Annotated in this window: 23 protein-coding genes; 4 read left to right on the top strand and 19 right to left on the bottom strand. The window is 54.3% G+C overall.

Translation table 11 applies throughout. From position 1 onward, the window contains the following. Positions 1 to 118: 118 nt before the first annotated feature. Complete coding sequence (locus tag LG301_RS06695) at positions 119 to 1,243, bottom strand: kinesin (protein WP_404474524.1); 1,125 nt, start codon at positions 1,241 to 1,243, stop codon at positions 119 to 121. A gap of 171 nt (positions 1,244 to 1,414) precedes the next feature. Continuing rightward, a complete protein-coding gene (cobA, locus tag LG301_RS06690; protein ID WP_404474523.1) occupies positions 1,415 to 2,248 on the bottom strand; it encodes a uroporphyrinogen-III C-methyltransferase in 834 nt (277 codons plus the stop codon). 304 nt (positions 2,249 to 2,552) lie between these two features. Here cobA and LG301_RS06685 point away from each other — a divergent pair, with 304 nt between their 5' ends. The 4 genes from LG301_RS06685 (at position 2,553) to LG301_RS06670 (ending at position 6,726) form a co-directional block, all read left to right on the top strand. After that, positions 2,553 to 3,452, top strand: coding sequence for a GGDEF domain-containing protein (locus LG301_RS06685; protein WP_404474521.1), 900 nt, complete (start codon positions 2,553 to 2,555; stop codon positions 3,450 to 3,452). Positions 3,453 to 3,478: 26 nt separating this feature from the next. After that, positions 3,479 to 3,817, top strand: a complete 339-nt coding sequence (locus LG301_RS06680) for a 4a-hydroxytetrahydrobiopterin dehydratase (RefSeq protein ID WP_404474519.1) — start codon at positions 3,479 to 3,481, stop codon at positions 3,815 to 3,817. Further along, positions 3,818 to 5,008, top strand: coding sequence for an aromatic amino acid transaminase (locus tag LG301_RS06675; protein ID WP_404474517.1), 1,191 nt, complete (start codon positions 3,818 to 3,820; stop codon positions 5,006 to 5,008). Positions 5,009 to 5,241: 233 nt separating this feature from the next. Then, positions 5,242 to 6,726, top strand: coding sequence for an NCS2 family permease (locus LG301_RS06670; protein WP_404474515.1), 1,485 nt, complete (start codon positions 5,242 to 5,244; stop codon positions 6,724 to 6,726). An 8-nt stretch (positions 6,727 to 6,734) separates the two neighbouring features. Here LG301_RS06670 and LG301_RS06665 read toward each other — a convergent pair whose 3' ends face one another. From LG301_RS06665 to leuD, 17 genes are all read right to left on the bottom strand, one after another. Continuing rightward, positions 6,735 to 8,087, bottom strand: a complete 1,353-nt coding sequence (locus LG301_RS06665) for an MATE family efflux transporter (protein WP_404474513.1) — start codon at positions 8,085 to 8,087, stop codon at positions 6,735 to 6,737. A 99-nt stretch (positions 8,088 to 8,186) separates the two neighbouring features. Then, positions 8,187 to 8,771 carry a YceI family protein gene (locus tag LG301_RS06660; RefSeq protein ID WP_404474512.1) on the bottom strand — a complete coding sequence of 195 codons (585 nt, stop codon included), beginning with the start codon at positions 8,769 to 8,771 and terminating at the stop codon, positions 8,187 to 8,189. 85 nt (positions 8,772 to 8,856) lie between these two features. Next, positions 8,857 to 9,420: a cytochrome b gene (locus tag LG301_RS06655; protein WP_404474510.1), complete on the bottom strand. Its 564-nt coding sequence runs from the start codon at positions 9,418 to 9,420 to the stop codon at positions 8,857 to 8,859. Between the two features lie 231 nt (positions 9,421 to 9,651). Then, positions 9,652 to 10,851, bottom strand: coding sequence for an O-succinylhomoserine sulfhydrylase (locus LG301_RS06650; RefSeq protein WP_404474509.1), 1,200 nt, complete (start codon positions 10,849 to 10,851; stop codon positions 9,652 to 9,654). A 35-nt stretch (positions 10,852 to 10,886) separates the two neighbouring features. Further along, complete coding sequence (gene purF, locus LG301_RS06645; RefSeq protein ID WP_404474508.1) at positions 10,887 to 12,407, bottom strand: amidophosphoribosyltransferase; 1,521 nt, start codon at positions 12,405 to 12,407, stop codon at positions 10,887 to 10,889. Between the two features lie 131 nt (positions 12,408 to 12,538). Next, entirely contained in the window at positions 12,539 to 13,123 is a 585-nt protein-coding gene (locus tag LG301_RS06640) for a CvpA family protein (protein WP_404474506.1), read from the bottom strand. 3 nt (positions 13,124 to 13,126) lie between these two features. Further along, positions 13,127 to 13,807 (bottom strand): SPOR domain-containing protein, encoded by a 681-nt coding sequence (locus LG301_RS06635; protein WP_404474504.1) that lies wholly within the window; start codon positions 13,805 to 13,807, stop codon positions 13,127 to 13,129. A 42-nt stretch (positions 13,808 to 13,849) separates the two neighbouring features. Beyond that, positions 13,850 to 15,190: a bifunctional tetrahydrofolate synthase/dihydrofolate synthase gene (gene folC / locus LG301_RS06630; RefSeq protein WP_404474502.1), complete on the bottom strand. Its 1,341-nt coding sequence runs from the start codon at positions 15,188 to 15,190 to the stop codon at positions 13,850 to 13,852. After that, the gene (gene accD / locus LG301_RS06625; RefSeq protein WP_404474500.1) at positions 15,183 to 16,190 is read right to left on the bottom strand and encodes an acetyl-CoA carboxylase, carboxyltransferase subunit beta; all 1,008 of its coding nucleotides are present in this window, start codon (positions 16,188 to 16,190) and stop codon (positions 15,183 to 15,185) included. Before accD ends, folC begins: the two co-directional genes overlap by 8 nt. A gap of 94 nt (positions 16,191 to 16,284) precedes the next feature. Then, positions 16,285 to 17,088 carry a tryptophan synthase subunit alpha gene (trpA, locus tag LG301_RS06620; protein ID WP_404474498.1) on the bottom strand — a complete coding sequence of 268 codons (804 nt, stop codon included), beginning with the start codon at positions 17,086 to 17,088 and terminating at the stop codon, positions 16,285 to 16,287. A gap of 8 nt (positions 17,089 to 17,096) precedes the next feature. Continuing rightward, on the bottom strand, positions 17,097 to 18,335 hold the full coding sequence (gene trpB / locus LG301_RS06615) for a tryptophan synthase subunit beta (RefSeq protein ID WP_404474496.1): 1,239 nt from the start codon (positions 18,333 to 18,335) through the stop codon (positions 17,097 to 17,099). Between the two features lie 86 nt (positions 18,336 to 18,421). Next, positions 18,422 to 19,054, bottom strand: a complete 633-nt coding sequence (locus LG301_RS06610) for a phosphoribosylanthranilate isomerase (RefSeq protein ID WP_404474494.1) — start codon at positions 19,052 to 19,054, stop codon at positions 18,422 to 18,424. Beyond that, positions 19,051 to 19,989 carry a tRNA pseudouridine(38-40) synthase TruA gene (gene truA / locus LG301_RS06605; protein ID WP_404474492.1) on the bottom strand — a complete coding sequence of 313 codons (939 nt, stop codon included), beginning with the start codon at positions 19,987 to 19,989 and terminating at the stop codon, positions 19,051 to 19,053. Before truA ends, LG301_RS06610 begins: the two co-directional genes overlap by 4 nt. Before the next feature lie 29 nt (positions 19,990 to 20,018). Next, the gene (locus tag LG301_RS06600; RefSeq protein WP_404474489.1) at positions 20,019 to 22,019 is read right to left on the bottom strand and encodes a FimV/HubP family polar landmark protein; all 2,001 of its coding nucleotides are present in this window, start codon (positions 22,017 to 22,019) and stop codon (positions 20,019 to 20,021) included. Between the two features lie 228 nt (positions 22,020 to 22,247). Next, positions 22,248 to 23,360, bottom strand: coding sequence for an aspartate-semialdehyde dehydrogenase (asd, locus tag LG301_RS06595; RefSeq protein WP_404474487.1), 1,113 nt, complete (start codon positions 23,358 to 23,360; stop codon positions 22,248 to 22,250). 134 nt (positions 23,361 to 23,494) lie between these two features. After that, on the bottom strand, positions 23,495 to 24,577 hold the full coding sequence (gene leuB / locus LG301_RS06590) for a 3-isopropylmalate dehydrogenase (protein ID WP_404474485.1): 1,083 nt from the start codon (positions 24,575 to 24,577) through the stop codon (positions 23,495 to 23,497). A 30-nt stretch (positions 24,578 to 24,607) separates the two neighbouring features. Beyond that, a complete protein-coding gene (leuD, locus tag LG301_RS06585) occupies positions 24,608 to 25,255 on the bottom strand; it encodes a 3-isopropylmalate dehydratase small subunit (protein ID WP_404345544.1) in 648 nt (215 codons plus the stop codon).

Here is a 25,255-nt window from a genome sequence, read left to right as displayed (position 1 = left end):
GTGGTTCGAATGATACTCCTAGGCGACCTATTTCTAAACCAACATATAAAAGCGGATGCAGGGGTTGCCTACATCCGCTTCTTTGCGCGAGCCATCAACACACGCTTACGTGTATTGATCAGTTGCTGCTCTGTTGATCCTGATCTTCTGAACTGGCGTCTTCAGCTTGCTCTGTACCATTTTCATCAGCGCTATCACTCTGCTCATCAGCCAAGGTAGGTACCTCGTCATTTGCCGTATCACTTACATGTAAACGGCTCTCCAACGACGATAGCTCTTCACGCCAATCAGCCAGCTGGGCTTCCAACCGTGCAAGCTGCTCTTCACGAGCTTCAATGTCACTTTCAACATTCGCCACTTCTTCACGGCCAATATCTAGCGCAACCATGAGATCATCCATCTCGGTACGCACTTGGTCGAGGCTCCGCTGCTCCTCTTCACGCAGCTCAGTTAACGAATCAACCTCGCGTTGCAACTCATCGCGCTCGCTCGTAATGGCATCGCGTTCGCTGTTTAAGCTCTCCAGCTCACTTTGAACGGATGAAATTTCTTCCTCAATACTGGCCAGCTGTTCATTAGCGTCACTCACCTGAGACTCTACGCCCGACAGCTCTTCTTGGGCAGCATTAAGCTCTTCGACGGCTTCCTGGCGCTCTTGTTCAGCTTGTTGACGGGCTGACTCGGCTTCCTGACGGGCTTCTTCGGCGCTTTGACGAGCTTCTTCTACTTCCTGACGAGCAGACTCAGCTTCATCACGCGCGCTGACCACTTGATCACGCTCTTCTTTCAGCGCTTCCAGCTCAGCTTCAGCGCTCTCTACTTGTTCGCTTAGCGTATCAACTTCCTGCTGAAGCGCGTCACGCTGGGCTTCTAGCTCTTCAAGACGCGATTGCACCGCACTGGTATCACGCTGCGCCGTCTCAAGCTCACTTGCCGTTTGGGCCTGCTGCTCTTCCAGCGTCGCCATTTCTTCACGCATTGCGTTCAAGTCGGTTTCCGCTTGCTCCACTTCTGCAATACGTTGGCTAAGTTGATTATTCTCTTGCTCAACGTTAGCTAGCTGGCCTTCTAAGGTCTCAACCCGCTCCTGCCGAGTGCCTGCGTTAGATTGCGCCATAATGGCCCAAATAACCGCAATCGCGGCGATGCCTGCAATGCCTTTGACACGGTTATCTTTAAACAGGGTTTTCATGTCCGCTTTGTTGGCCGGTGATTGATGATCCGAGTGGTTTGCTTCTGACATACTGCGTCCCTCTCTTTTTTTACAGGCTACCGATTTCAGCAGCGGTAATGGACATTTACAGCGCGTTCACTATGAAAAGCATCCTTACTAGCATACACAGCTGACAGCATCTAGCCAGTCGATGCGCAAACTCAATCGTCCATAACGACGAGGCAGCCCGTATAAAGGTAGCTACTCAAGAGCGCTAGTCGTATGCTTACCTTCATCAAAGCCTACCGCACAGCCCTGCTGAGACTCAAACCATGCAAGCGTTTCATGCAACTGCACAACACCACCTATCACCAATAAGGTTGGAGGTTTAATCTCTCCGGCGTGAAACGTCTGGGGCAGCTGCTGCAGAGAACCGATATGGGTCTTCTGTTGCTGAGTTGTCCCCTGCTCAATCAGTGCTAATGGTGTTGAAGGCTCCAGGCCATGTTTGATCAGCGCTTGGCAAATAGTGACTAAATTGCTCAACCCCATATAAAACACTAACGTCTGGCCGGGCTGTGCCAAGGTAGGCCAGTCCAGCGTATTCTCACCCTGTTGCAAATGACCGGTAACGAAACGCACCGACTGCGCATGATCACGGTGGGTTAAGGGAATGCCCGCGTATGCGGTACACCCAGAGGCTGCCGTAATACCGGGAATTACCTCAACTTTAATCTGGGCAGCTACTAGCGCCTCAAGCTCCTCCCCGCCACGTCCAAAAATAAACGGATCCCCCCCTTTCAGGCGCACCACTTGCTTTCCTTGCTGCGCCCAGGCAACTAATGCTTGATTAATATCGCTCTGAGGCACGCTGTGGGAAGAACGCGCCTTACCCACATAAAAGCGAGCTGCCTGAGCAGGCAGCATCGCCAATATTTCGCTGCTTACTAGCCGATCGTAAAGCACCACCTCTGCAGATTGGAGGCGTTTGTATGCTTTAAGGGTCAATAGCTCCGGATCACCTGGGCCAGCTCCCACCAAACTGACCATACCCTCGTGCTTGCTCGCACGGGCTTTATGGATGCTTGCCTCCATAGCTTCCCTGCTGCCCTCAGGATTAACAGCATGTGCATTCACAACGTTCAAGGGGAAACTCCAGCTATAAAAAAACAAATTTATATGCGAAAAAGTAATAAAATTTGCGCCAACGTGCCAATACTTCTCTGTTCAGTGCTTATATCCTGAACGATTAAAAACATTGGGCTATAAAAAATAAACTTTTAAGACGAATAAATTATCAAAAACCGCACAATTGTAAGCAATGGCTTACATCTTTGCTTTGCGTTTAGAGCTAACCTATCTGATTAATTTAAATAGACATTTTCTTGGAGATTCACGCATGCCCGTGGATGACGTCATTTCTGCACCCCAGAGTGCCGATCTCCTGATCCCTTTGATACCTGGGGTCGTTTTTCAGTTTCACCGTTCTCACTCCGGGAAAATGCGTTTTTCGTACCTGGAAGGCGGCGGCGAATCGCTACAACATATCGACCGACAGCAATTAACAGCAGATGCCAATCCGCTTATCAAACAGCTGACCGATAGCGATTATCCCAAAATCATGTCAGCCATAGAACGCTCAGCCAGATGGATGCTGCCACTTTCAACGCGCTTTCGGCTACCTTTTCCCAAAGATAAGCCACGCTGGATTGCCGTCAGTGCAAAGCCTGCATCAGCCGCAGATGGCGTTATCTGGAGTGGGATCATGATGGATATTACCGAGCAAGTCTCGGAAGAGCAGCGACTGCGAAGGCTATGCGATACGGACCCGTTGACCAGCCTACCCAACCGACGAAAATTGATGCTACATCTTAACCACTTATCGTCGCTCAGTGCCCGACACGGCACCCCTTTTTCAATAATGATTGCAGACATTGACCACTTTAAGCAGATTAATGACCGCTGGGGGCACTTAGAAGGTGACAGCATACTGAAACAACTGGCTACGCGAGCTCAGGCTTTATTGCGCTGTGAAGACATGGTCGCCAGGCTAGGTGGTGAAGAGTTTATGGTCGTGTTGCCGCTTACCCCGCTGCAACAATGCCATAAGCTTGCTAACCGCTTACGCGATGCGATTGCCAACTATGATTTCGGCATCGGTGCTGGACAAGTAACGCTCAGTATTGGCGTAGCCGAATATCGCTGCGGAGAACCGCTCGATAGCTTAATTACAAGGGCCGACCAAGCCTTATACAGCGCTAAAGATATTGGCCGCGACTGCGTCTGCCTTCTACCCTAAGGAGAGGAAATCAACCGGAGTACATCATGTCGAATCTCTCCCAAACGTCTTGCGAACCCTGTGGTGGCGATGCCGCACCGCTCTCTCCCCAAGCGTGCCAACAGCATCTTCAGGCACTTCCAGAGTGGCAGATTGTGGAGCACGATGGCATCATGAAGCTAACGAAACCCTTTTCGTTTCGTAATTTTGCTGATGCGCTTGCGTTTACCCAGCGCGTTGGCGATTTAGCAGAGCAGGCTGGGCATCACCCTGTGATTGTTACCCAATGGGGTAGTACCACCGTTACATGGTGGTCCCATGAAATCAAAGGCCTGCATCTTAATGACTTCATTCTTGCCGCCAGAACCGACGAGGTAGCCGAATAAATGTTTGAGCATATTGAGCGAGTCCCTGGAGATGCCATTCTCGGGCTGATCGAAGCTTTCAAAAAAGATACCAATCCACAAAAGGTTGACCTAGGGGTTGGTGTATACCGCGATGATGCAGGCAACACCCCGGTCATGCGCGCTGTCAAAGAAGCTGAAGCTCGCCTGCTCAAGAATGAAACCACCAAAACCTACATTGGTTCTCACGGTGCCCCTGCCTATGGGGAAGCCGTTCTTCCCATGGTGCTGGGTGAAGACTCACCGGTACTAAAAAGCAAGCGTGCCAGCGCCACTCAATCTCCTGGTGGTACCGGCGCGCTGCGTTTAGCGGCTGACTTTGTGGCAAGCCAGTTACCTGGCAAAGGCATTTGGGTAAGCGACCCTACTTGGCCAAATCATCACGGTATCTTTACCGCTGCGGGCATTGAACTGCATAAGTATCCGTATGTTGACGCTGACAACCGCCTTGATTTCGACGGTATGCTGGCTGCGCTGAAAAAAATCCCGGAAGGCGATGTCGTAGTACTGCACGCATGCTGCCACAACCCTACTGGCTTTGACCTCTCTAAAGAGCAGTGGCAGGAAGTGTTGGCCGTGTTGCGCGAGCGTCAGCTGTTACCGCTGGTTGATTTTGCCTACCAAGGGTTTGGGCAAGGACTAGACGAAGACGCTTATGGCGTACGTCTACTGGCGGAAAACTTAGATGAAGTCATCATCACAAGCTCCTGCTCAAAAAACTTTGGCATTTATTGCGAGCGTACTGGCTGCTTAATTACAGTAGCCAAAGATAACGAACAGATGGAAAACGTGCGTTCTCAAATCGCTATTGTCGCTCGTGAAAATTACTCTAACCCCCCCGCTCATGGCGGCGCCATCGTTAGCGAAATTCTTCACGATGCTGAACTGACCGCTATGTGGCGTGATGAGCTCACCGAAATGCGCGACCGTATTAACACCTTACGTCGTGACTTTGTCGAAGCTCTCAAGCCTTACGGACTAGATCAGAAGTATGCCTGTGTGGCGGAACAGCAGGGCATGTTCTCCTACACCGGTTTAACACCCGAGCAGGTAGACCGCCTACGCGATGAGTTTGGTATTTATATGGTGCGTTCAGGACGAGCCAACGTGGCAGGTTTCTCCCATGAGAACCTTCCCTACCTGGCCAAGGCCATTGCAGCCGTTAACGAATAATCGCTAACGCCCGCCCTACCACGCCCAGGCCTGCCGCCTGGGCGTTTTCTTTTGTATTTTACAATCTTACCCCCTGAATTCTAAGCCATAACTTGTGTACAATTGCGCGCTTGCCGCCAGAGCCTGGGGCGCCCGTGCGGCGTTCTGTGCAAAGCAACGCTTGACCGATTAGTCAAAACTTCGGCAAACTCAGCGTAGCCTTGCATACAACCACTATAACCAAGAGGCCTAACATGGCGGCTGCCAGCACCCACTATCCGTGGTACAAAAAAGAAGATACCGACGCGTTCTTCGCACTATTTCAAAACAATATTGCCAACTTCGTTATCATTGCCATTACGATGTTAGGAATGGGCTTCCCCAGCTCCATCGTTTATGGACAGGTTCTCCCTGGTGCCGCCATTGCAGTCATGGTTGGCAACTTTTATTACGCGTGGAGCGCTTCGCGTCTTGCCCGCAAAGAGAACCGTAGTGATGTTACGGCGCTCTCCTACGGCATCTCAACACCGGTCATGTTTGTGTTTCTGTTTGGCGTATTGCTCCCAGCCAAACAGTTAACTGGCGATGCTGAACTCGCCTGGAAAGTAGCGGTTGCAGCCTGTTTTATCAGCGGGGCGATTGAAGCGTTGATTAGCGTTATTGGCCGCTGGGTGCAGTATCATTTGCCACGTGCGGCAATGCTTGGCGCCGTCGCTGGGGTGGCACTCACCTTTATCGCTGGCGAGATGCTGTTTAAAACGTTAGAAATGCCGGTCATCGGCCTTGTGGTACTCGGCATTATCATCGTAGGTTTGGTGGCCCGCGTCAGCATGCCCTTCAAGTTGCCGACATCACTGTTTGCCATTGTAGTGGGTACCGTCATGGCCTACCTGATTGGCGACGCAGACAGCGGACGCTTTAGCGATGCTTTCACGCATCTAGGCTTTTATCCGTTACTCCCCAACCTCGCTTGGTTCGAAGGACTTGGCCTGCTGTTTACTGGCATGCTGGCCGTTTTAACCGTGGTGCTGCCCATTACGCTCTATAACGCTATTGAAACGATGAATAATGTCGAAGCCATGGAAGCGGCAGGCGACAAATACGATGTGCGAGAGTGCCAAGCGGTGGATGGCGCGGGCACCATGATCGGCGCGCTGTTTGGAGGGGTATTTCCCACGACGGTCTATATTGCAACCGTCGGCGCTAAATGGATGGGCGCTGGCCGGGGGTATAGCATTTTAAACGGCGCCGTCTACGCGCTGGCGACGATGTTTGGCCTGATTGCCGCCCTCGCCGCTATTATTCCCGTGTCCGTCGTCGCACCTATTTTAGTATTTGTCGGCATGTCGATGATTGCCACCGCCTTCCAAGCCAACGATACGCGCTACTATCCGGCTATTGCACTGGCGATGCTACCCTATTTCGCCAACTACGTGATGACGCGCTTTAATCGGGGTGCAGGCGAAGTAGTCAGCGATATTTCCAGTGCCATTGTGGTGATGGGCCAGGGTGCTATGTTTATGGCTATTTTCTTAGGCGCCATGACCGTTTCTGCTATCGACCATCAGTTTCGTCGCGCAGCTGCCTTTGCGTTAATTGCCGCTGGGTTCTCGTTTGTAGGCCTGATGCATGCACCTGAGTTAGCTTTTAACGCAGCACCTGAATTTGTAATGGGTTATTTAGCGATGGCGCTCTTGTTTGCTTATTTCTCTTTCCAAGAAGCTCCCCACTCTAAATAGCACGACCATTAAGAGGTATATCCCGCCTGCCGGTGCGGGCGGGATAAGATACGCCGAAGCAATACCCAGGCGACGATACCTGCAGCTATATTACCCAACGCTGCACCGGCGGCTAACCCAACCCACCCGTATAAGTAAGCGCCTAACCACAAGCAGGGCAGATAGCAGATAAAAAGCCGCGCACTTGAAAGTAGCATGGCACGCAGCGGCCACCCCAGCGCGTTACCGGCTGACACAACTAACATGCAAACGCCAAGGGCCGCGTAGCTTGGCAGCAAAAAGCGGATGACCATCGCCAACTCATCCTGCACTTCAGGATTCCCCGCCAAAGCCATTGCCACCCAGGGTGACGCCAATGCCAATAACACACCCAAGCTAAGCTGCCATATAACAGCCACTTTTATCGCTAGGCGCATCAATTGTTGAATCTGCGCCCAATCCCCAGCGCCATAGCACCGCCCAAGCCACGGCGGCAGCGACATTGTCATCGCTAAAATCACCATTAAAGAGAGCGTTTCTAAACGGCTAGCCAGCCCCCAAGCGGCAACATAGGTATCTCCCAGGCCAGCCACCGCTGTAATAGCAAGCATGGCAGCTAGGGGTGGCATTAGCTGGCTCACCATGGCTGGCGCTGCAATACCCGTAAATAGCCGCCAAGAGCGACGACACTCCTGCCAAATATCCTTGCTTGTTAACCACTGACAGCGCGCAAGGGTGCTACTTGTCAATAAAAGCCCAACGGAAAAAGCGATGGCCGTTGCCCACGCCGCCCCAGGCAGCCCTAAGCCAGACCAAGGGCCAACCCCGAAAATAAGCAGCGGATCAAGCGCAAGGTTAATCAGACTGCTTAACACCATCATTTTACCGGGGGTACGAGTGTCGCCGTGGGCGCGGAACACGCTATAAATAAAATACAGCAGCGCCCCCAGCCACGCTGAAAATAACTGAGGCCCCCAGTAACTACGAATATATTCCAGGGCGATTTCATCGGCGCCTAGCAGCCTAAAAACAGGTACTTGAATCAGCCATAAAGCGACAACCAACGCACCAATAACCGCACCGCCAGCGATGAGGACCAAACTACTTAGCCGTTTAGCTCGCGCTTGCTCACCCGCCCCCAGTGCCCTGGAAATAAGCGCGGCGATGGCAATCCCCATCCCCACCTGGATACCAATGATCAAAAAAGAGAGCGGGAAGGTAAACGACTGCGCGGCAAGCGGCGATGTGCCCAAACGTGCAATAAACGCACTGTCTACAAGTTGAAAACCCAATAGCGCCAGCACACCAATCGCCATCGGCCAGGTTTGCCGCCATAGGGTTATAGCCAACTCACGCTGTTGCATTGTTGCTGCCAAACACATGCCCCTGTTCGATAAAAATGATAAGAAAACTGCTAGCGCAGCGCATACAAAAGCGCCACTGCCCCCATTGGGGCAGTGGCGCTTCCCGTTAAGCGAAACTTACTGACGAATGCCTTCAAACGTCACGTAAAGCTCCAACTCATGCATCATCTCAGGAAAATCGCTCATGTCGATGCCGAAATCACTCAGCGTCAACATCGTGCGGCCTTCAAAACCTGCACGGTAGTTGCCCCAAGGATCGTCACCTTCGCCCATTAACGTAACCGGCATTTCGATTTCTTGGGTTTCACCATGCAGCGTTAAGTCACCCGTTACCACACCTTCGTTATCGCCGGTTGATTCAAAACCCGTCGATGTAAAGGTTGCGGTTGGATATTCGCTCGCGTCCAGAAAATCACTGCTTAGGAAGTGGCGATCACGCTCAGCGTGATTAGTGTTAAGGCTGTTAACCTGCACTTCCATCTCAACCGATGAAGCATCCAGGTCGTCTGCATCGTAATAGAACTGACCGTCAAACTCCTCAAACGTACCCAGAATATAGGAGAAGCCTAAATGGTTAATTTTAAACTGTACAAAAGCGTGCTGGCCTTCGATATCAATCTGATAATCCGCAGCCTGCGCCTGGCTTAGTGGCACCAGCGCAGCCGCAGCGATGGCAGTAGCAACAGCAGTTTTCTTCAACATATTACCTGTCTCCTCTCTTTCCTTAAGAATAACTACGGCAGGAACGCCCTACCCTAGCAACGTAAAAACTGAATCGCTAAGCTGATTAATGAGCATTATTTTTTGAACGATGGCTCGGGTTAATCATTCGCACTAGGGTAGCATGGCGATCAAGCCAATGATGCTTGAAAGCGGCAAGCGCATGTCCAGCGGCTATCAGCATTAACGCAAGCGCACTGTACCAATGAATATCACCCGCCAGACTAGCTTGATTGGGCAATCCATGCAGTAACGCAGGCATTTCAAACCAACCAAATACACTGATTCCCCTGCCATTAGCGGTAGAAATCAAATAGCCGCTGACCATCACAATAAGTAATAATAAATAAAGTGCGATGTGCCCAGCGTGAGCCGCAAATCTTTCAATGCGACTCCCTTCTGCCTTAGGTGTTGGTTGCACTAAACGCCAAGCAATACGTAGCGCCGTCGCCAGTAATAGCAAGATACCAATAGAGCGGTGAACCCATGGCCCTTGGTTATACCACGGATCATAGTAGCCTAGCCCCGTCATCCACCACCCTAAAATAAATAGGCCGATGATAGTAAGGGCGCTCAACCAATGAAATAGAATACTGATGACACCCCAACCATGTTGCGTGTTCCGCCACATTTGACTTAACCCCGTCTCAAACCACTAATATGATAGTTTGCCTGTTGATGCCTTACTAATACGTTTATTTACTTTTTATTAATATTAGAAGCATAACGGATATGACAAAAAAAGACCGCTGAAAAAAGCAGAATACTTCATTCGTAAAAACCGTTGATAGCCGGAAACCGGGGTGAAACGCCAATAAAAAACCGGCCAACGACGGCCGGTTTAATTCATCAATTAAAACAGCTAGCGAGTTTCAAGAGCATCCAAACCACGCGCTAGATCACGCTGGATATCCGCCTGACTCTCCAAGCCAACCGCTACGCGGACAAGCCCGGGAGTAATTCCCGCAGCCACTTTCTGATCCTCCGAAAGACGTCCGTGGGTCGTGGTAGCCGGGTGGGTAATCGTGGTTTTAACATCTCCCAAATTACCGGTAATAGACAGCATGCGCGTGGCGTCTATCACTTGCCACGCCCCCGCTTGCCCTCCCTTCACTTCAAAGCCCAACACTGCCCCAAAGCCTCGCTGCTGTTGCTTAGCAAGCGCATGCTGCGGGTGCGCTTCCAAACCGCTGTAGTAAACCTTATTTACAGCCGGGTGCTGGTCCAGCCAGCGCGCCAGCGTCATGGCATTCTCGCAGTGGGCGTTCATACGTAGCGAGAGGGTTTCCAGCCCTTTGGTAAAAATCCAGGCGTTAAAGGGACTCATGCACGGGCCACAGGTACGTACAACGCCAAATACCTCTTCTAGCACGTCATGCTTACCCACTACCGCGCCACCAACCGCACGCCCCTGGCCATCCAAATACTTGGTCGCCGAGTGAATCACCAAGTCGGCGCCAAGCGCTATGGGCTGTTGCAAGGCAGGTGTTAAAAAGCAGTTATCAATCGCCAGCAATGCCCCGCAGCGTTTGGCGAGCGCTGCCAGTGCCGGAATATCCGCCACTTCCGACAAAGGGTTAGAGGGCGTTTCCGCAAACAGCAGCTTGGTCGCTGGGCTGACAGCCTCCTCCCAAGCGGCGATGTTAGATAGCTCAACGTAGCGAGTGGTAATGCCAAATTTACCTAAGTATTTATCAAACAGGCTTACGGTCGAGCCAAACAAAGAGCGGGAAGCAACGATTTCATCCCCAGCGGATAACAGTGCAAGCGCCGTCGAAAGGATGGCCGACATCCCCGAGCTGGTCGCGACACAGCGCTCCCCACCTTCCAGCGCCGCTAAACGACGCTCAAAGGTGTGCACCGTGGGATTGGTAAAGCGGGAATAGACGTTGCCTGCCTCCTGCCCGCCAAACTTACGCGCCGCTTCCGCAGCGCTTTCGTAAACAAAGCTAGAGGTTGGAAAAATCGGTTCCGAATGCTCTTGCTCAAACGTTCGCTGGTGGCCTGCGCGAATCGCTAAGGTCTCTAACGACCACTCATCCTGCTGGCTATCATCGTGCATGGCTTAGCCCCTTGGTAAAGAGATCATATACGTGGCTAGTCGTCAAAATCATCGTCTTGGTTATGCATGTCTACCAAGGCATGGTCACCCGCACTTTGATCTTTTGCCGAATCGCTGCGACTGGCTTCCAAAATGGCTAAATAAGCATCATCGATGTCGCCGGTTATGTAGTTGCCGTCGAATACTGAGCAGTCAAACGTTTCCATTTCAGGATTAACTTCCCGGCAGGCGTCTTTCAAGTCTTCCAGGTCTTGGTAGAAAATTCGATCAGCACCAATCAGTTGGCCAACTTCCTCTTCTGTACGACCATGGGCAATCAGCTCCGAGGCCACCGGCATATCAATGCCGTACACGTTGGGGTAACGCACCGGCGGCGCCGCGGAGGCAAAGTAGACGTTCTGGGCGCCCGCATCCCGCGCCATCTGGATAATCTGCTTACAGGTGGTGCCACGCACAATGGAGTCGTCGACCAGCAGAACATTCTTACCTCTGAACTCAACATCAATGGCATTGAGCTTCTGGCGTACCGACTTTTTACGCTGGGTTTGGCCCGGCATAATAAAGGTGCGGCCAATATAGCGATTCTTCATAAACCCTTCACGATAGGTCACCCCAAGGTGCTGGGCCATTTCCAGGGCAGAGGTGCGTGATGTGTCGGGGATAGGAATCACCACGTCGATGTCGTGATCGGGCCACTCATTAAGAATACGATCGCCAAGCTTGCGGCCCATTTGCATGCGCGTGCCATAAACATACGCGCCATCCAGCAGCGAATCAGGGCGCGCCAGGTAAACATGCTCAAAAATGCACGAGTGCAGCTGCGGACGATCTGCACATACCTGGGTATGCACCTGCCCTTGCATATCGACAAAAATCGCTTCGCCTGGCGCCAGATCACGCTCCAGCTCAAAACCACCCACGTCTAGCGCCACAGATTCAGAGGCAATCATTACCTCTTGGCCGTTATCATCTTGACGCGTACCGAACACCACTGGGCGAATGCCAAAGGGGTCACGGAATGCCACCATACCAAAGCCATTGATAATCGCGACCGCCGCGTAGCCGCCTTTGCAGCGCCGGTGCACTCTACGAACCGCATCAAAAATATCTTCTGCTTCTAGATGAAGCCCCTGCTTGCCTAGCTCATGGGCAAAAACATTAAGCAAAACTTCAGAATCTGAGCTGGTGTTGATATGACGCAAATCGGTAGAGAAAAGCTCCTGCTTTAGCTGCTCGGAGTTGGTCAAATTTCCGTTGTGCGCGAGCGCGATGCCATAGGGAGAGTTGACGTAGAACGGCTGGGATTCTGCTTCGCTTGAAGAACCTGCGGTGGGATAACGTACGTGCCCAATGCCCAGGTTACCTTTAAGACGAGCCATGTGCCGGGTGTGAAATACATCACGCACCAGCCCATTGCTTTTGCGCAGTAAGAAGCGTCCCTCGCTCCAAGTCATCATGCCGGCAGCGTCCTGGCCCCGATGCTGAAGTACGGTCAGGGCATCGTAGATTCCCTGATTTACCGCCTGCTTGGCCAGAAGGCCCACAATACCGCACATTCCAGTTACCTCGCTTTAATGCCATGGCTTACCGGGGCAAGCCCGTACGTTCATCAACTTATATGCACCCGCGCCGTATACAGCAGCACAGGCGCTTCTTTAAAAAGGGTTACCGCTAAACAATGCGAAGGCTACTCGTCATCCGCAGGAAGGCCAAGGCGCTGCTCGGCAGGCGTCTGCCTGGTACGGATATCTGGAAGCGATATATCTCGCAACGACTCAGGCGCCTGGGGAAGTTCTCGCTCCCATTGATCTAATTGGCTAACGGCCCAATCTCTAAGCTCAATAAATGTTGGCCGCAGCGTCGCCTCCTGCCATGCCTGAAGTCCACTGAGTGGCGTAAGGGTAATCAAGACAGTGGCGATCAATAGTATAACCGCGCCCCGCGCAACACCGAAGGCTGCCCCTGCAAAGCGATTTAGCAACCCCATGCCTACCCACTCAACGGCCGCATGCACCAGGCGAATAACAATGCCGCATAACAAAATGACTGCAAAAATCACCAAGATAAATGCCAGCACTAAGCGAGCATCAAAGCTTTCAATGAAGCCGCTCATCAACTCGGCGACCGGTTCGGCAAGCACGCGCGCCACCATCAGTGCCACCACCCATGCGGCAAGGCCTAATGCCTCTCTCACAAAACCACGGACAAAGCCTGCCAGCATGGAAAGCGCTAGCACTGCCAGAAAAAGCGCATCTATCCACGTAAGCGTCATTACTTAATCTCTAACTCTAACTAGCAAGCCCTGAACATTGGCACGCTGTTTAATCAGCGCCATGGCGGTTTCGCCATCGTCAGAGGTGGCATAGGGGCCAACGTAAACGGTAGTGAGGTTATTATCTCGCTCCCGCCGGTAGGTAGTAAAACCCTCTTCAGACAGCTGCTCGCTTAGACGCTGGGCATTGGACACGTCACCGAAACTGCCTACCTGGATGGCCCATTCACCCTGCTGGGTAACCGCAGGCGCTGACGAGGCTGAAGAAGCGTTACTAGAAGTGCGACTGTTACTGGCCATTAATTCAGCAATCGGGTCACTGTCAGGCTGACGCTCTTCCACAGGTTCTTGAGACGCTGAAGCGGCTTCACTGGGCGGGGCGGCTTCACTGGGTGGGGCTACTTCGCCTGTGTCCGGCTGACGCGGCTCAGCCACAATAGGCGTGTTGATAACCGAAGACTCCTCTTCCTGTGGCGCAGAAGCAGGCAAAGGAGTAATGGTGGACGGCATCTCAGGTGCAGGAACATCCTGACGCACGACTTGAACAGGCTGTTCAATAACGAACGTCGGCTGTGGCCGCTCTTCCCGTGGAGCAGGGTCACTCATCAGCCACGGCACAATGATCGCCAGTAGCGCGAGCAAAATCACAATACCACTGATGCGTTCCGTTTTACCGTATTTCATATCCTTCTCCATCAGGCTAAGCGGGCACCACGGTTAGGCCTGTTAAGCTTGCGGCAGCGGGTTTGCCAACAGCGCCGCCACGGTAAAAAACGACCCCGTCGCCAACACGCGATCCTGGGGAGTAAGCCGTTCAGCAATGGCGGACACGCCCTCTTCTGGGGAGGCCGCACAATAATGCACCTGCCCACCTCGCGAGGTAATGCGCTCCGCTAATTCAGCCGCTGGGCGCCCGCGTTCCCCTTCAAGGGTAACGCATACCCAATCGGTAATTCGTGGCATCAGCGCATCAATCACGCCGTCGGCATCTTTATCGTTCAACATACCGATTAACGCCCACTGTCTACCGCCTGCCAGGGGCATGGGGAGCCGACGAGCTAGATACTCCGCGGCATGGGGGTTATGACCGACATCCAGGCACCACTGACCCTGCCACTGCATACGCCCTGGCAGCCTGACTGTTTTCAGCGCCTCGCGACAGTGGCTGATGGACAACCGCACACCGCAAACCGCCAACGCCTGTAGAGCGGTAGCGGCATTATCAATTGGAAGCCCCGGATCAGGAAGCCCATCGAATGAAACGGCCTCCCCCTTCGCGGTTAAACCGTGCCAGCTCCATGCAGCGCCAGCATCTGTTGTTCGCCGATGAGAGCTTGCATCCGGCACTTGCTTGCCGGTGCTATCTTCATTACTGGGGCTAAACGCTGCGTGGTGAAACGCAGACCCTAACCGGTAAACCGGTGCAGATATATTATCCGCCGTTTCAGCAACGCTTGACGGCAGTGCCTGACTGCCCAGCACGGCGGGCTTCAACGGTCGGAAAATACCCGCTTTCTCGCGGCCAATTTGATCAATATCTGTGCCTAAAAAATGGGCATGATCTTGGGCAATCGTCGTTACCACACCTACATCAGCATCAATGATATTCACCGCATCCAAGCGCCCACCTAAGCCTACCTCCAGTAGCGCTACGTCGAGATTAGCTTGGGCCAAGCACCACAGCGCACAAAGCGTACCGGCTTCAAAATACGTTAGGCTAATAGCCGGCGACTGCAGCCTAGCGGACTCTACTTGCTGAAAACCCGTGACTAACAGCGAATCTTGAGCGTCTTGCCCATCAATAGTGACGCGTTCGTTGTAGCGTAACAGGTGAGGAGACGTGTAGGTGCCCGTCCGCAGGCCATGGGCACGAGCAATGGCATCCATCATGGCAAGGGTCGACCCCTTGCCATTGGTACCTGCAACCGTAATGACACGCGGCGCGATAGGGCTTTCTAGCAGCCCCATACGCTTAGCCACCTGCGATACGCGCTCCAGCCCCATATCGATTCCTACGGGATGCAGCGTTTCAAGGTGATGTAGCCACTCAGCTAAAGACTTAGGCATTGCGTGTCGCGTCATCGCTCTTGGATGAACTGGGTTCGCTATTCGCCTCCTTGGGGGCGTCAGCCGCTTCTGCCACACGCTCTTCATCTAACAGCGGTTCAACGATTTCAACATCGTCAAGCGCACCCGCTTCCACAACCGACGCGCTATTGTGAGTGAGTTTACGCAGCACGCTTCCCACGCGGTCACGCATCTCATGGCGATGGACAATCATATCTACCGTGCCGTGCTCTAACAGAAACTCACTGCGCTGGAACCCTTCGGGCAGGGTTTCACGCACGGTTTGCTCGATAACTCGCGGACCAGCAAAACCAATCAGTGCGTTAGGTTCGGCAATATTAAGATCACCCAGCATCGCAAGCGACGCCGATACGCCACCAAACACGGGATCCGTTAACACAGAGATGTACGGCACACCTTCCTGCTTGAGCTTTTCAAGCGCTGCCGAGGTCTTAGCCATTTGCATTAGCGAAAACAGCGCTTCTTGCATACGCGCGCCGCCTGAGGCAGCAAAACAGACCAGCGGAATACGCGCTTCCAGAGCCACTGTCGCCGCGCGAACGAATTTCTCGCCGACCACTGCGCCCATCGAGCCGCCCATAAACGTAAACTCAAAGGCCACAGCGACCACGGGCAAACCATCCAGCTCACCGCGCATGGCTACCAGGGCGTCTTTTTCGCCAGTGTCTTTCTGCGCGGCCACAAGACGGTCTTTGTACTTCTTGGAGTCACGGAATTTGAGGCGGTCGTTCGGCTCAATCTCAGCGGCGATCTCTTCACGACCCTGTTTATCCAGGAACCAATCCAGGCGCTTGCGGGCTGTCAAGCGTAAGTGATGCTCACACTTGGGGCATACGCTGTGATGTTTCTCTAACTCGGGAAGGTAGAGAACAGCCTCACACTTGGGACATTTACGCCAGAGGCCATCGGGCACGCTGGCACGACGGTCTTTACGCTGGATACGCCCCATGGAGGGCACGATTTTATCTAACCAGCTCATATCAAAAAGGCTTCCATATATACGTCAATGCCTGGCACCGCCAAGCTTGATGAGTGTCGTCAGTCAATTCAGTGTAGACGATGAGGGAACGCGCTTAGGCATCCATCGCGGTGCGCATTTCAGCCAATACGCTTTTAAGCTGTCCGGCGATGGTTTCAGGTGCATCAACGCTGTCAGCGATGCGGTTAACCAGCGCGCTGCCTACGATGACGCCGTCGGCCACTTTCGCCACTTCCGCGGCTGTCACGCCATCGCGAATGCCGAAGCCAACGCATAGCGGTAAGTCGGTCATTTCACGCAGCGGTGCTAGGTGATTCGCCACATCCTCGGCATTTAGCGTCGCCGCACCGGTAACGCCTTTAAGCGAAACATAATATAGGTAGCCCTCACCGTGGGCGCATATTGTAGCGGCACGAGCATGGGAAGTGGTAGGCGCAACCAGGAAAATCGCCGCTAAATCACGCGCCTTTAACAGTGGGCCAAACTCTTCAGCCTCTTCTGGCGGCATGTCGACCACCAGCACCCCATCAACCCCTACGCTGGCTGCTTTGTCAGCGAACACGTCGTAGCCGATGCGCTCAATAGGGTTTAGGTACCCCATTAAGACAACGGGCGTCGTGGTATCGGCTTGACGAAATTCAGCCACCATCTCAAGCAGGTCGACTAAACGAGTGCCCTGCTTCAGCGCCCGTTCACAGGCTTTTTGAATGACCGGGCCGTCGGCCATCGGGTCTGAAAACGGCACGCCAAGTTCAATAACATCAGCACCCGCCTCAACCAAGGCATGCATAAAGCCAACGGTGTATTGCGGGGCAGGATCACCTGCCGTGATATAGGGAATCAACGCCTTGCGGCCCTGCTGTTTTAACTCTGAAAAACGCTGGTCAATACGATTCATGCTTGCCCTTAAAACTCAATGCCGTCGATGTTAGCCACGGTCATGATGTCTTTATCACCACGACCCGAGAGGTTGACCACAATATGCTGGTCAGGGCGCATTGTGGGAGCTAACACTTTCGCGTGCGCCAGCGCATGGGCAGACTCAAGTGCTGGCATAATGCCTTCCATGTGAGTGAGCTCACGAAACGCTTCTAGCACTTCTTTATCGTTTGCCGCCACATAGTTAACCCGGCCAACGTCTTTCCAGAGCGCATGCTCCGGGCCAACGCCTGGGTAGTCCAGCCCGGCAGAAATGGAGTGGGTGTCTGATACCTGGCCCGCTTCATCAGACATCAAGTAGGTACGGTTACCGTGTAATACGCCTCGCGGGGCGTTAGAGGAGAGCGGCGCTGCATGGCGACCTGTCTCGACCCCATCGCCACCGGCTTCCACGCCGTACATCGCGACCGCGTCATCTTCCACGAACGGGTAGAAAAGCCCCAAAGCATTTGAGCCACCGCCCACACAGGCGATGAGCGCGTCGGGCAAGCGGCCAATTTGCGCCAATGATTGTTGGCGCGCCTCACGGCCAACCACTGAATTGAAATCCCGCACCAGCTGCGGATACGGGTGGGGGCCAGCGACGGTACCAATGATGTAAAACGTGTTATCAACGTTGGTTACCCAGTCGCGCAGCGCTTCGTTCATGGCATCTTTGAGCGTACGCGTGCCGGACTCCACCGGAATAACCCGCGCGCCCAAAAGACGCATACGGTAAACGTTCAGCTTCTGACGCTGAACATCGGCAGCGCCCATATACACATCGCACTCAAGGCCCAAGCGCGCCGCAACGGTAGCCGTGGCAACACCGTGCTGACCAGCGCCGGTTTCCGCAATCACGCGCGGTTTCCCGGTTTTTTTAGCCAGTAACGCTTGGCCGATCGTGTTGTTAACTTTGTGGGCGCCGGTGTGGTTCAGGTCTTCACGCTTTAACCAAATCTGCGCGCCGCCTAGCGACTGTGACCAACGCTCTGCGTGATAAAGCGGTGATGGACGCCCGACATAGTGGGCTAGATCACGGTCAAACTCTGCCTGAAAGGCTGGGTCATCGCGCAGACTCAAGTAAGTCTGCTCAAGCTCTTCCAGAGCAAAGCTCAAGGTTTCTGACACAAACCGGCCGCCGTAGGGGCCAAAATGACCACGGGCATCCGGCATTCGGGTCAGGTCGCTGAACTTGGTTTCAGATACTGAGACAGTCACAGGCATACCTCACAAGATCGCCAGAACAGGCAAATAATGAATGAACTAACGTTGACGATGGCCGCCTATCAGGCGACCACACAATGTACTTATTAAGCGCTGGCTAATGACACGTGCTTAACAAAAGACGCCATTAACGCGACGCTTTTAACGCCGGGCGACGCCTCAATACCGCCTGAGACATCAACCGCGTAAGGCGTAACTTGATCAATGGCCGCACCAATGTTCTCAGCCGTTAACCCACCGGCGAGGATAACAGGTTTTTCCAGGGCTGCGGGGATTCTAGACCAATCAAACGTCTCCCCAGTTCCGCCCGGCACCCCAGGGCTGTAGGCATCTAACAGCAGTGCCTGAGCCTGCGAATACTCCGCCGCTGCGCGATGAAGGTCGATGCCGTCGCGCATGCGCAGGGCCTTAATCCAAGGCCGATCAAACTGCTGGCAAAATGAGGCTGGCTCATCTCCGTGAAACTGAATCACATCCAAATAGGGCAGGCACTGCTCGATCAGTTCAACGGGCTGGTTAACAAAGAGCCCTACCCGCGTCGCAAAGGCAGGCACCTGCAGTGAAAGTGCCCGCAGCTTTTCCGGTGTAATGCCGCGAGCACTCTTAGGCCACATGACAAAGCCCAGCGCATCAACACCGAGCAACGCGGCTTGCTCAACATCCTGCGCCCGGGTGAGGCCGCAAAACTTGATCCGCGTACGTGCATAATGAGTCTTCACGGGGTTGTCTCCTGCTGCTCCGATGCGGCTTTATTCTTGAAAGTAAGCTTTCGCCTCGCGGCAATGCGCGGATTATCCGGAAGCGGCCGCTCGCCCGTCCACTCTCCGGTAAACGCCAGCAGGTTGGGGCCTAGCGGCTCTTTGGGCAGCGCAAAACGCTCGTCATAAATCGAATCAACAAAATGCAGCCCGCAGGCAGGGGCAGTGACATCCCCTTTTCGGCGATTCTTCAGCGCCAGAAGGCGCTCAATATGCCCTTCATCCTGCGCGCCGCGACCTACGCTTGCCAACGCACCCGCGATATTGCGAATCATATGATGTAAAAACGCATTGCCCTGAATATCAATCACCACGATGGGTCCATAGCGCTTCACTTCCACAAAATGCATTTGCCGCCAAGGTGTTTTCGACTGACAGCCTGCTGCGCGGAAACTGCTGAAATCGTGTTCGCCCACTAATGCCTGCGCTGCCCGATGCATCGCCTCGGCATCCAACGGGTCACGGCACCACGTCACGTTAGCGCGCTCCAGAACGGGGCGGCTAATTTGGTTCAAGAAAATATAGCGATAGCGGCGGCCCAACGCCCCTAGGCGTGAGTGAAAGTCATCTGACACTGGCTTTACCCAGCGTACTGCTACATCCCTGGGAAGGTTCGTATTGGCACCGAAAATCCAGGCTTTTTCAGAGCGCTGAACCGGCGGGTCAAAATGAATGACCTGACGCGTGGCATGTACACCAGAGTCCGTGCGCCCGCTGGCGTGAATTTGAATCGGCGCACCCGCCACCTTCGCTAAGGCATCTTCTACCGATGCCTGAACCGAAGCCGCGTGTTTTAAACGTTGGAAGCCACAAAAGCGCGAGCCATCGTACTCAATGCCCATCGCAAGGCGGCCAGCCAGCGGTTGTGTTTCATCAAAGTGATAGAACAGCGTCATTAAGCCACGTCATTTAGAGAGGTTAAAAGTTAGCTATTATCCCGACGTCGCGGCTCGAATGCCACCTCTTCGATTTCCCACTCATCTTCGGGCACTCGCCGCGTGTGATTCGTTCTCTTAGGCGAGGTTGTCGTGCCACTGTTCAGCCCATCGTTATAAGCGCCCTCCTCACCCGTTTCCTCTTGTTTTAGTGATGGGGGGTTATAGTCAATGTAGTAATCCAGTGGCTGAGAGCGCTGATCCTCATCAGGCGGCGACATCTCGTCCTCCACGCGCTCCTTTGGGCTTTCCTGCTCATCGGCATGGGATAAGTCATCGAGCGCACTGGTTTCCTGTTTCACCGTCGAAGGCGCCAGTGACAACTGCTCTTGGCTATCCGGTTTATGCTGCTGACGCTGTGCAGCTAATCCCGATGCTTGACTGCGTGTAAACACGTCATCGTCGTCCGCTTCCCACTCTTTTGGTGCTTCGCTGTCACTAACCGTTGGCGGCGGCTCATTTGGCGCAGCCATGCCGGACTTCATTACCGGCGCCTCATCAAACGCTGCGGCCTCTAACTCTGGCTCAGCAGCCTGCGATTCAAAAGGGGCTGAAGCCGCAGGCGGGAAATCAGTAACCGGCTCTGCATTAGCGGGCTCGGCGAGAGGGGCCTCTGCTTGGCGCGACTCATTAGGGGCAGCATGGGTAGGCTCCGCGACATGCGGCTCCGTGCGCCCTGAGGCTGTCGCAGCAGACGCCGGCGGAGGCGTTACGGAACGCGCGGTTACCGGTGCATCTTCCCACTGACGCTCTCGGCGCTTGCGCGACCAGACCAACCCTGCCAACAACAGCACGAGGGCAGCACTGGCCAGCGGCCACCGATACTCAGCCAGCGGCGCTAACACACTCCCCTGATTGGCAGTAGGTTCAGGTGAAGCGCCCTGGCCTTGCTCACGCCCCGCGCCTACCAAAGGCCCCGTTGCGACGGCATTAGCCGCGCGGCTCTCCTGCTGAGAGGCATTCAGCGCCTCGGTTAACGCAGCAACCTCCTGGCGTAGTTCAGCCAGCTCTATACGCAGCTGGGCTCGCTCTTCAAGCACTTGTTGGAGCATGGCTTGGCTTTCAGCCAGCTGCTCTATGACGTCCTCTAAGGTAAGGCCAGCCAGCGCGCTTTCAGGATTTTGCGCCTGCTCAGCATCAAGTGGCTCTGCCGCTGACTCTGCGGCAGAAGCGCTATCACCGGCGGCCTGATCCGGCTCTTCCTGCGCGATTTCTGCCGCCGCTTCGGCAGGCGGCGACTGATTTGTCCGCCGCATTGCTTGTACCGCACGCGCTGCCTCACCGGGAGAGCGTGCCATCACCTGCTCCCGGCTCGGCACCGCCAACGTTTGGCCAGCGCGCAGGCTATTGATATTGCCAGAGGGAAAAACGCTCGGATTAGCATCAACCAGCGCCACTATCATCTGCTGTACGCTAGCATTATCTGGCTTAACCCGGTCGGCCACACTCCACAGCGTATCGCCGCTTGCCACATAAGCGGTGTTATTCGCTGTGGCAGTGCTACCGCCGCTTGGCACGCCAGGGGCTGCAGAAGCGGCAGGCGGGCGATTGGGTAGAGCGATTTCCTGCTGCTCACGCGATGGACTGCGTGCATTCACCATGTTGGGCGGGTCAAATAGCAGGGTAAATGCTCGGCTGGCTTCCCCCTCGGGGGAGTCGATCGTTAGTAAAACATCGAGCCAAGGATCATCAACCGCCTGCGAAGAGCTAAGGACCAACTGGCGTCCATCAGCCTGCTCACGCAGTTGGACGCGCAGCGATGAAGCCAGCGGCGTCCACTCTAACCCTGCTGCTGTAAAATCCGCTTCATCAGCAACGGAGACTCGCAGTTCGTCCAACGCATATTGGCTAGCGTCTAGTACCGGCACGGTCGCGTTCAAGGGTGCATTCATCGGTGAACTCACCGACGCCGGGCCTAAACCGACGGCCAGCGCCAGCGAACTAACGGCACTAAGCGGTAGCCACAATAACCATGTGTGCGTCTGTTTCATTCGAGCCCCTGCTGCCTGCGCACTTAAGCGATGCAATCGCATCTAACTGAGCGCGATCATCATTATGTTTGGGTTCTTTTTATCATAACTTACCGTTCATACACATACTTTCGGTAGGTTGGCATATGACCTTTCTACACCGTAGCGGCAAAAAAGAAGGGAAGCTGCGGACAGCTTCCCATCGTGAACTACGTTCGCGCTACTAAGAAAACCAGCGCATAGTCGCTTTTACTGCTCGCGCAGAATCTTCAGCATGCGCTTGAGCGGCTCGGCAGCGCCCCACAGCAGCTGGTCACCCACGCTGAACGCCGATAGGTACTCACCGCCCATATTGAGCTTGCGCAGGCGGCCTACCGGTACTTGCAGCGTGCCCGTGGCAGCGGCAGGCGTTAAACCGGCAATGGTGGCGTCTTTATCGTTGGGGATCAGCTTGACCCACTCGTTATGCTTGGCGATACGCTCTTCAATCTCATCCAGCGGCACATCTTGCTTCAGCTTGATGGTGAACGCCTGGCTGTGAGAGCGCATGGCACCGATGCGTACACAAAGGCCATCAATGGGAATCGGGTTATTCTCAAGCCCCAGAATCTTGTTGGTCTCAACGCTGCCCTTCCACTCTTCACGGCTCTGGCCGTTATCGAGTTTAGTGTCAATCCACGGCAGAAGGCTGCCTGCCAAGGGAGCAGCAAAGTTATCAGTGGGGAAGTCGCCGCTGCGCATCGCCTCGGTAACCTTACGGTCGATATCGAGAATCGCGCTAGAGGTGTCTTTTAGCTCTTCGCCTACGCTATCACGCAGCTGACCCATCTGGTTCAGCAGCTCACGCATGTGCTTGGCACCGGAGCCAGACGCCGCCTGGTAGGTCATGGAGGTCATCCACTCGACCATGTTGGCTTCAAACAAGCCACCCAAGCCCATCAGCATCAGGCTAACGGTGCAGTTACCGCCTACAAACGTTTTCGCACCCTTGGCAAGCTGGGCGTCGATAACGTTGCGGTTTACCGGATCAAGAATAATGGTCGCTTCATCTTCCATACGCAGCGTGCTGGCAGCGTCAATCCAGTAGCCTTTCCAGCCGGCTTCGCGCAGATCTTTGTAAACCGGCTTGGTGTAATCACCGCCTTGGCAGGTAATCACTACGTCAAGGGCCTTCAGCGCCTCGATATCAAACGCGTCTTTCAGCGGAGGTACGTCCACGCCGATGTCGGGCCCTGGCTGGCCTACTTGGGAAGTGGTGAAAAACACCGGCTCAATGCCGTTAAAATCACCGTCTTCCTGCATGCGCTGCATCAGCACTGAGCCCACCATGCCACGCCATCCTACGAAACCGACTTTCAACATGTGAAGTCCTCCAACTAAGAATGAGAGCTACATTATACACAAATATTAGACACAACGTCGGCCACCCCCGAGGGCGGCCGACTGGGCTGTACAACTAAGCGCTGAATCGAATCAACGAGTTAACGCGTTTCTAATCACTGCGCGCTGGCAAATGCGGCGAGCACCGCATCGCCCATCTCCACGGTGGAGACACGACGCGTGCCTTCTGATGCGATGTCAGCGGTGCGCAGGCCGTCATCCAGCACGCGGCCTACGGCGGCTTCAATACGCTCGGCCATCGCTGTTTCATTCAGCGAGTAGCGCAGCATCATCGCCACAGAAAGCATCATCGCCAGCGGGTTCGCGATGTTTTGGCCCGCGATGTCCGGCGCGCTGCCGTGGCACGGCTCGTACATACCCTGCCCGCTTTCGTTAAGCGAGGCAGACGGCAGCATACCGATGGAGCCAGTGAGCATGGCGGCGGCATCTGACAAGATATCGCCAAACATGTTGCCGGTCACTACCACATCGAACTGCTTCGGTGCGCGCACAAGCTGCATGGCAGCATTATCCACGTACATGTGAGAAAGCTCGACGTCCGGATACTCAGGCGCTAAGCGCTCCATCACTTCACGCCACAGAATGGTGACTTCCAGCACGTTGGCTTTATCTACCGAACAGAGCTTTTTGCCCCGCTTTTGAGCCATTTCAAAGGCAACGCGGCCAATGCGCTCAATTTCGCTTTCGGAGTAGATATAGGTGTTAAACCCAACGCGCTCGCCGTTACGCACTTCGATACCGCGGGGTTGGCCGAAGTAGATGCCGCCAGTCAGCTCGCGCACAATCATAATATCCAGCCCGGCCACCAGTTCAGGCTTGAGGCTTGAAGCGCTTGCCAACTGCGGGTAGAGCATCGCCGGGCGCAGGTTGCCGAACAGGCCCAGGTTCTTACGCAGCCCCAGCAGACCTTTTTCAGGGCGCTTGGAAAGGTCTTCAAGCTTATCCCACTTGGGGCCACCCACCGCGCCTAACAGAATAGCGCTAGCAGCTTTGGCTTTTTCCAGAGTTTCAGCGGGCAGCGGCTCGCCGTGGACGTCGTAGGCAGAACCACCTACCAAACCCTCTTCTACTTCAATATCCAAGCCCGCTTCTTGGCAGGCTTTCAACAAACGCGCCGCCTGGGCCGCGATTTCCGGGCCGATACCATCACCGGGCAGCAGTAACACTTTATGAGTCATGCTCAATCCTTAGCACTTATAATTGAATACTTAAGCAGGCTGACGGAACAGCCAAGGGCGCTGCTGACGGTGCTTCTCTTCAAAGCTGCGAATGGCGTCTTCGTCTTGCAGAGTGATGCCGATATCGTCCAGGCCGTTGAGCAGGCAGTGCTTACGGAACTCATCCACGTCGAACTCAAGAATCTCGCCACTGGGCGTAATCACCCGCTGGTGCTCAAGATCCACATCAAGCTGATAGCCTTCATTGGCTTCCACCTCGGCAAACAGGCGATCCACTTCTTCTTCCGCCAGCGTGACCAGCAGAATGCCGTTTTTAAACGCGTTGTTGTAGAAAATATCGGCAAAGCTAGGCGCAATCACGACTTTAAAACCGAAATCTTCCAGCGCCCAAGGGGCGTGCTCGCGGGAGCTGCCGCAGCCGAAGTTACGGCGCGCCAGCAGCACTTCAGCTCCCTGGTAGCGCGGTTGGTTCAATACAAACTCGTTGTTCAACGGGCGCTGGGAGCAGTCCTGGCCCGGCTGGCCTTCGTCTAAGTAGCGCAGCTCATCAAACAGGTTCACGCCGAAACCGGTACGTTTGATAGATTTCAAAAACTGCTTCGGAATGATCAGGTCGGTATCGACATTAGCGCGATCTAACGGTGCGACCACGCCTTCAAAACGTTCGAACTTTTTCAT

Source organism: Vreelandella venusta, assembly GCF_044809155.1.
GTDB classification, from domain to species: domain Bacteria; phylum Pseudomonadota; class Gammaproteobacteria; order Pseudomonadales; family Halomonadaceae; genus Vreelandella; species Vreelandella venusta_B.
Note: the sequence above shows the minus strand (reverse complement) of the source record. Positions and strands in the feature narration are given on the sequence as shown.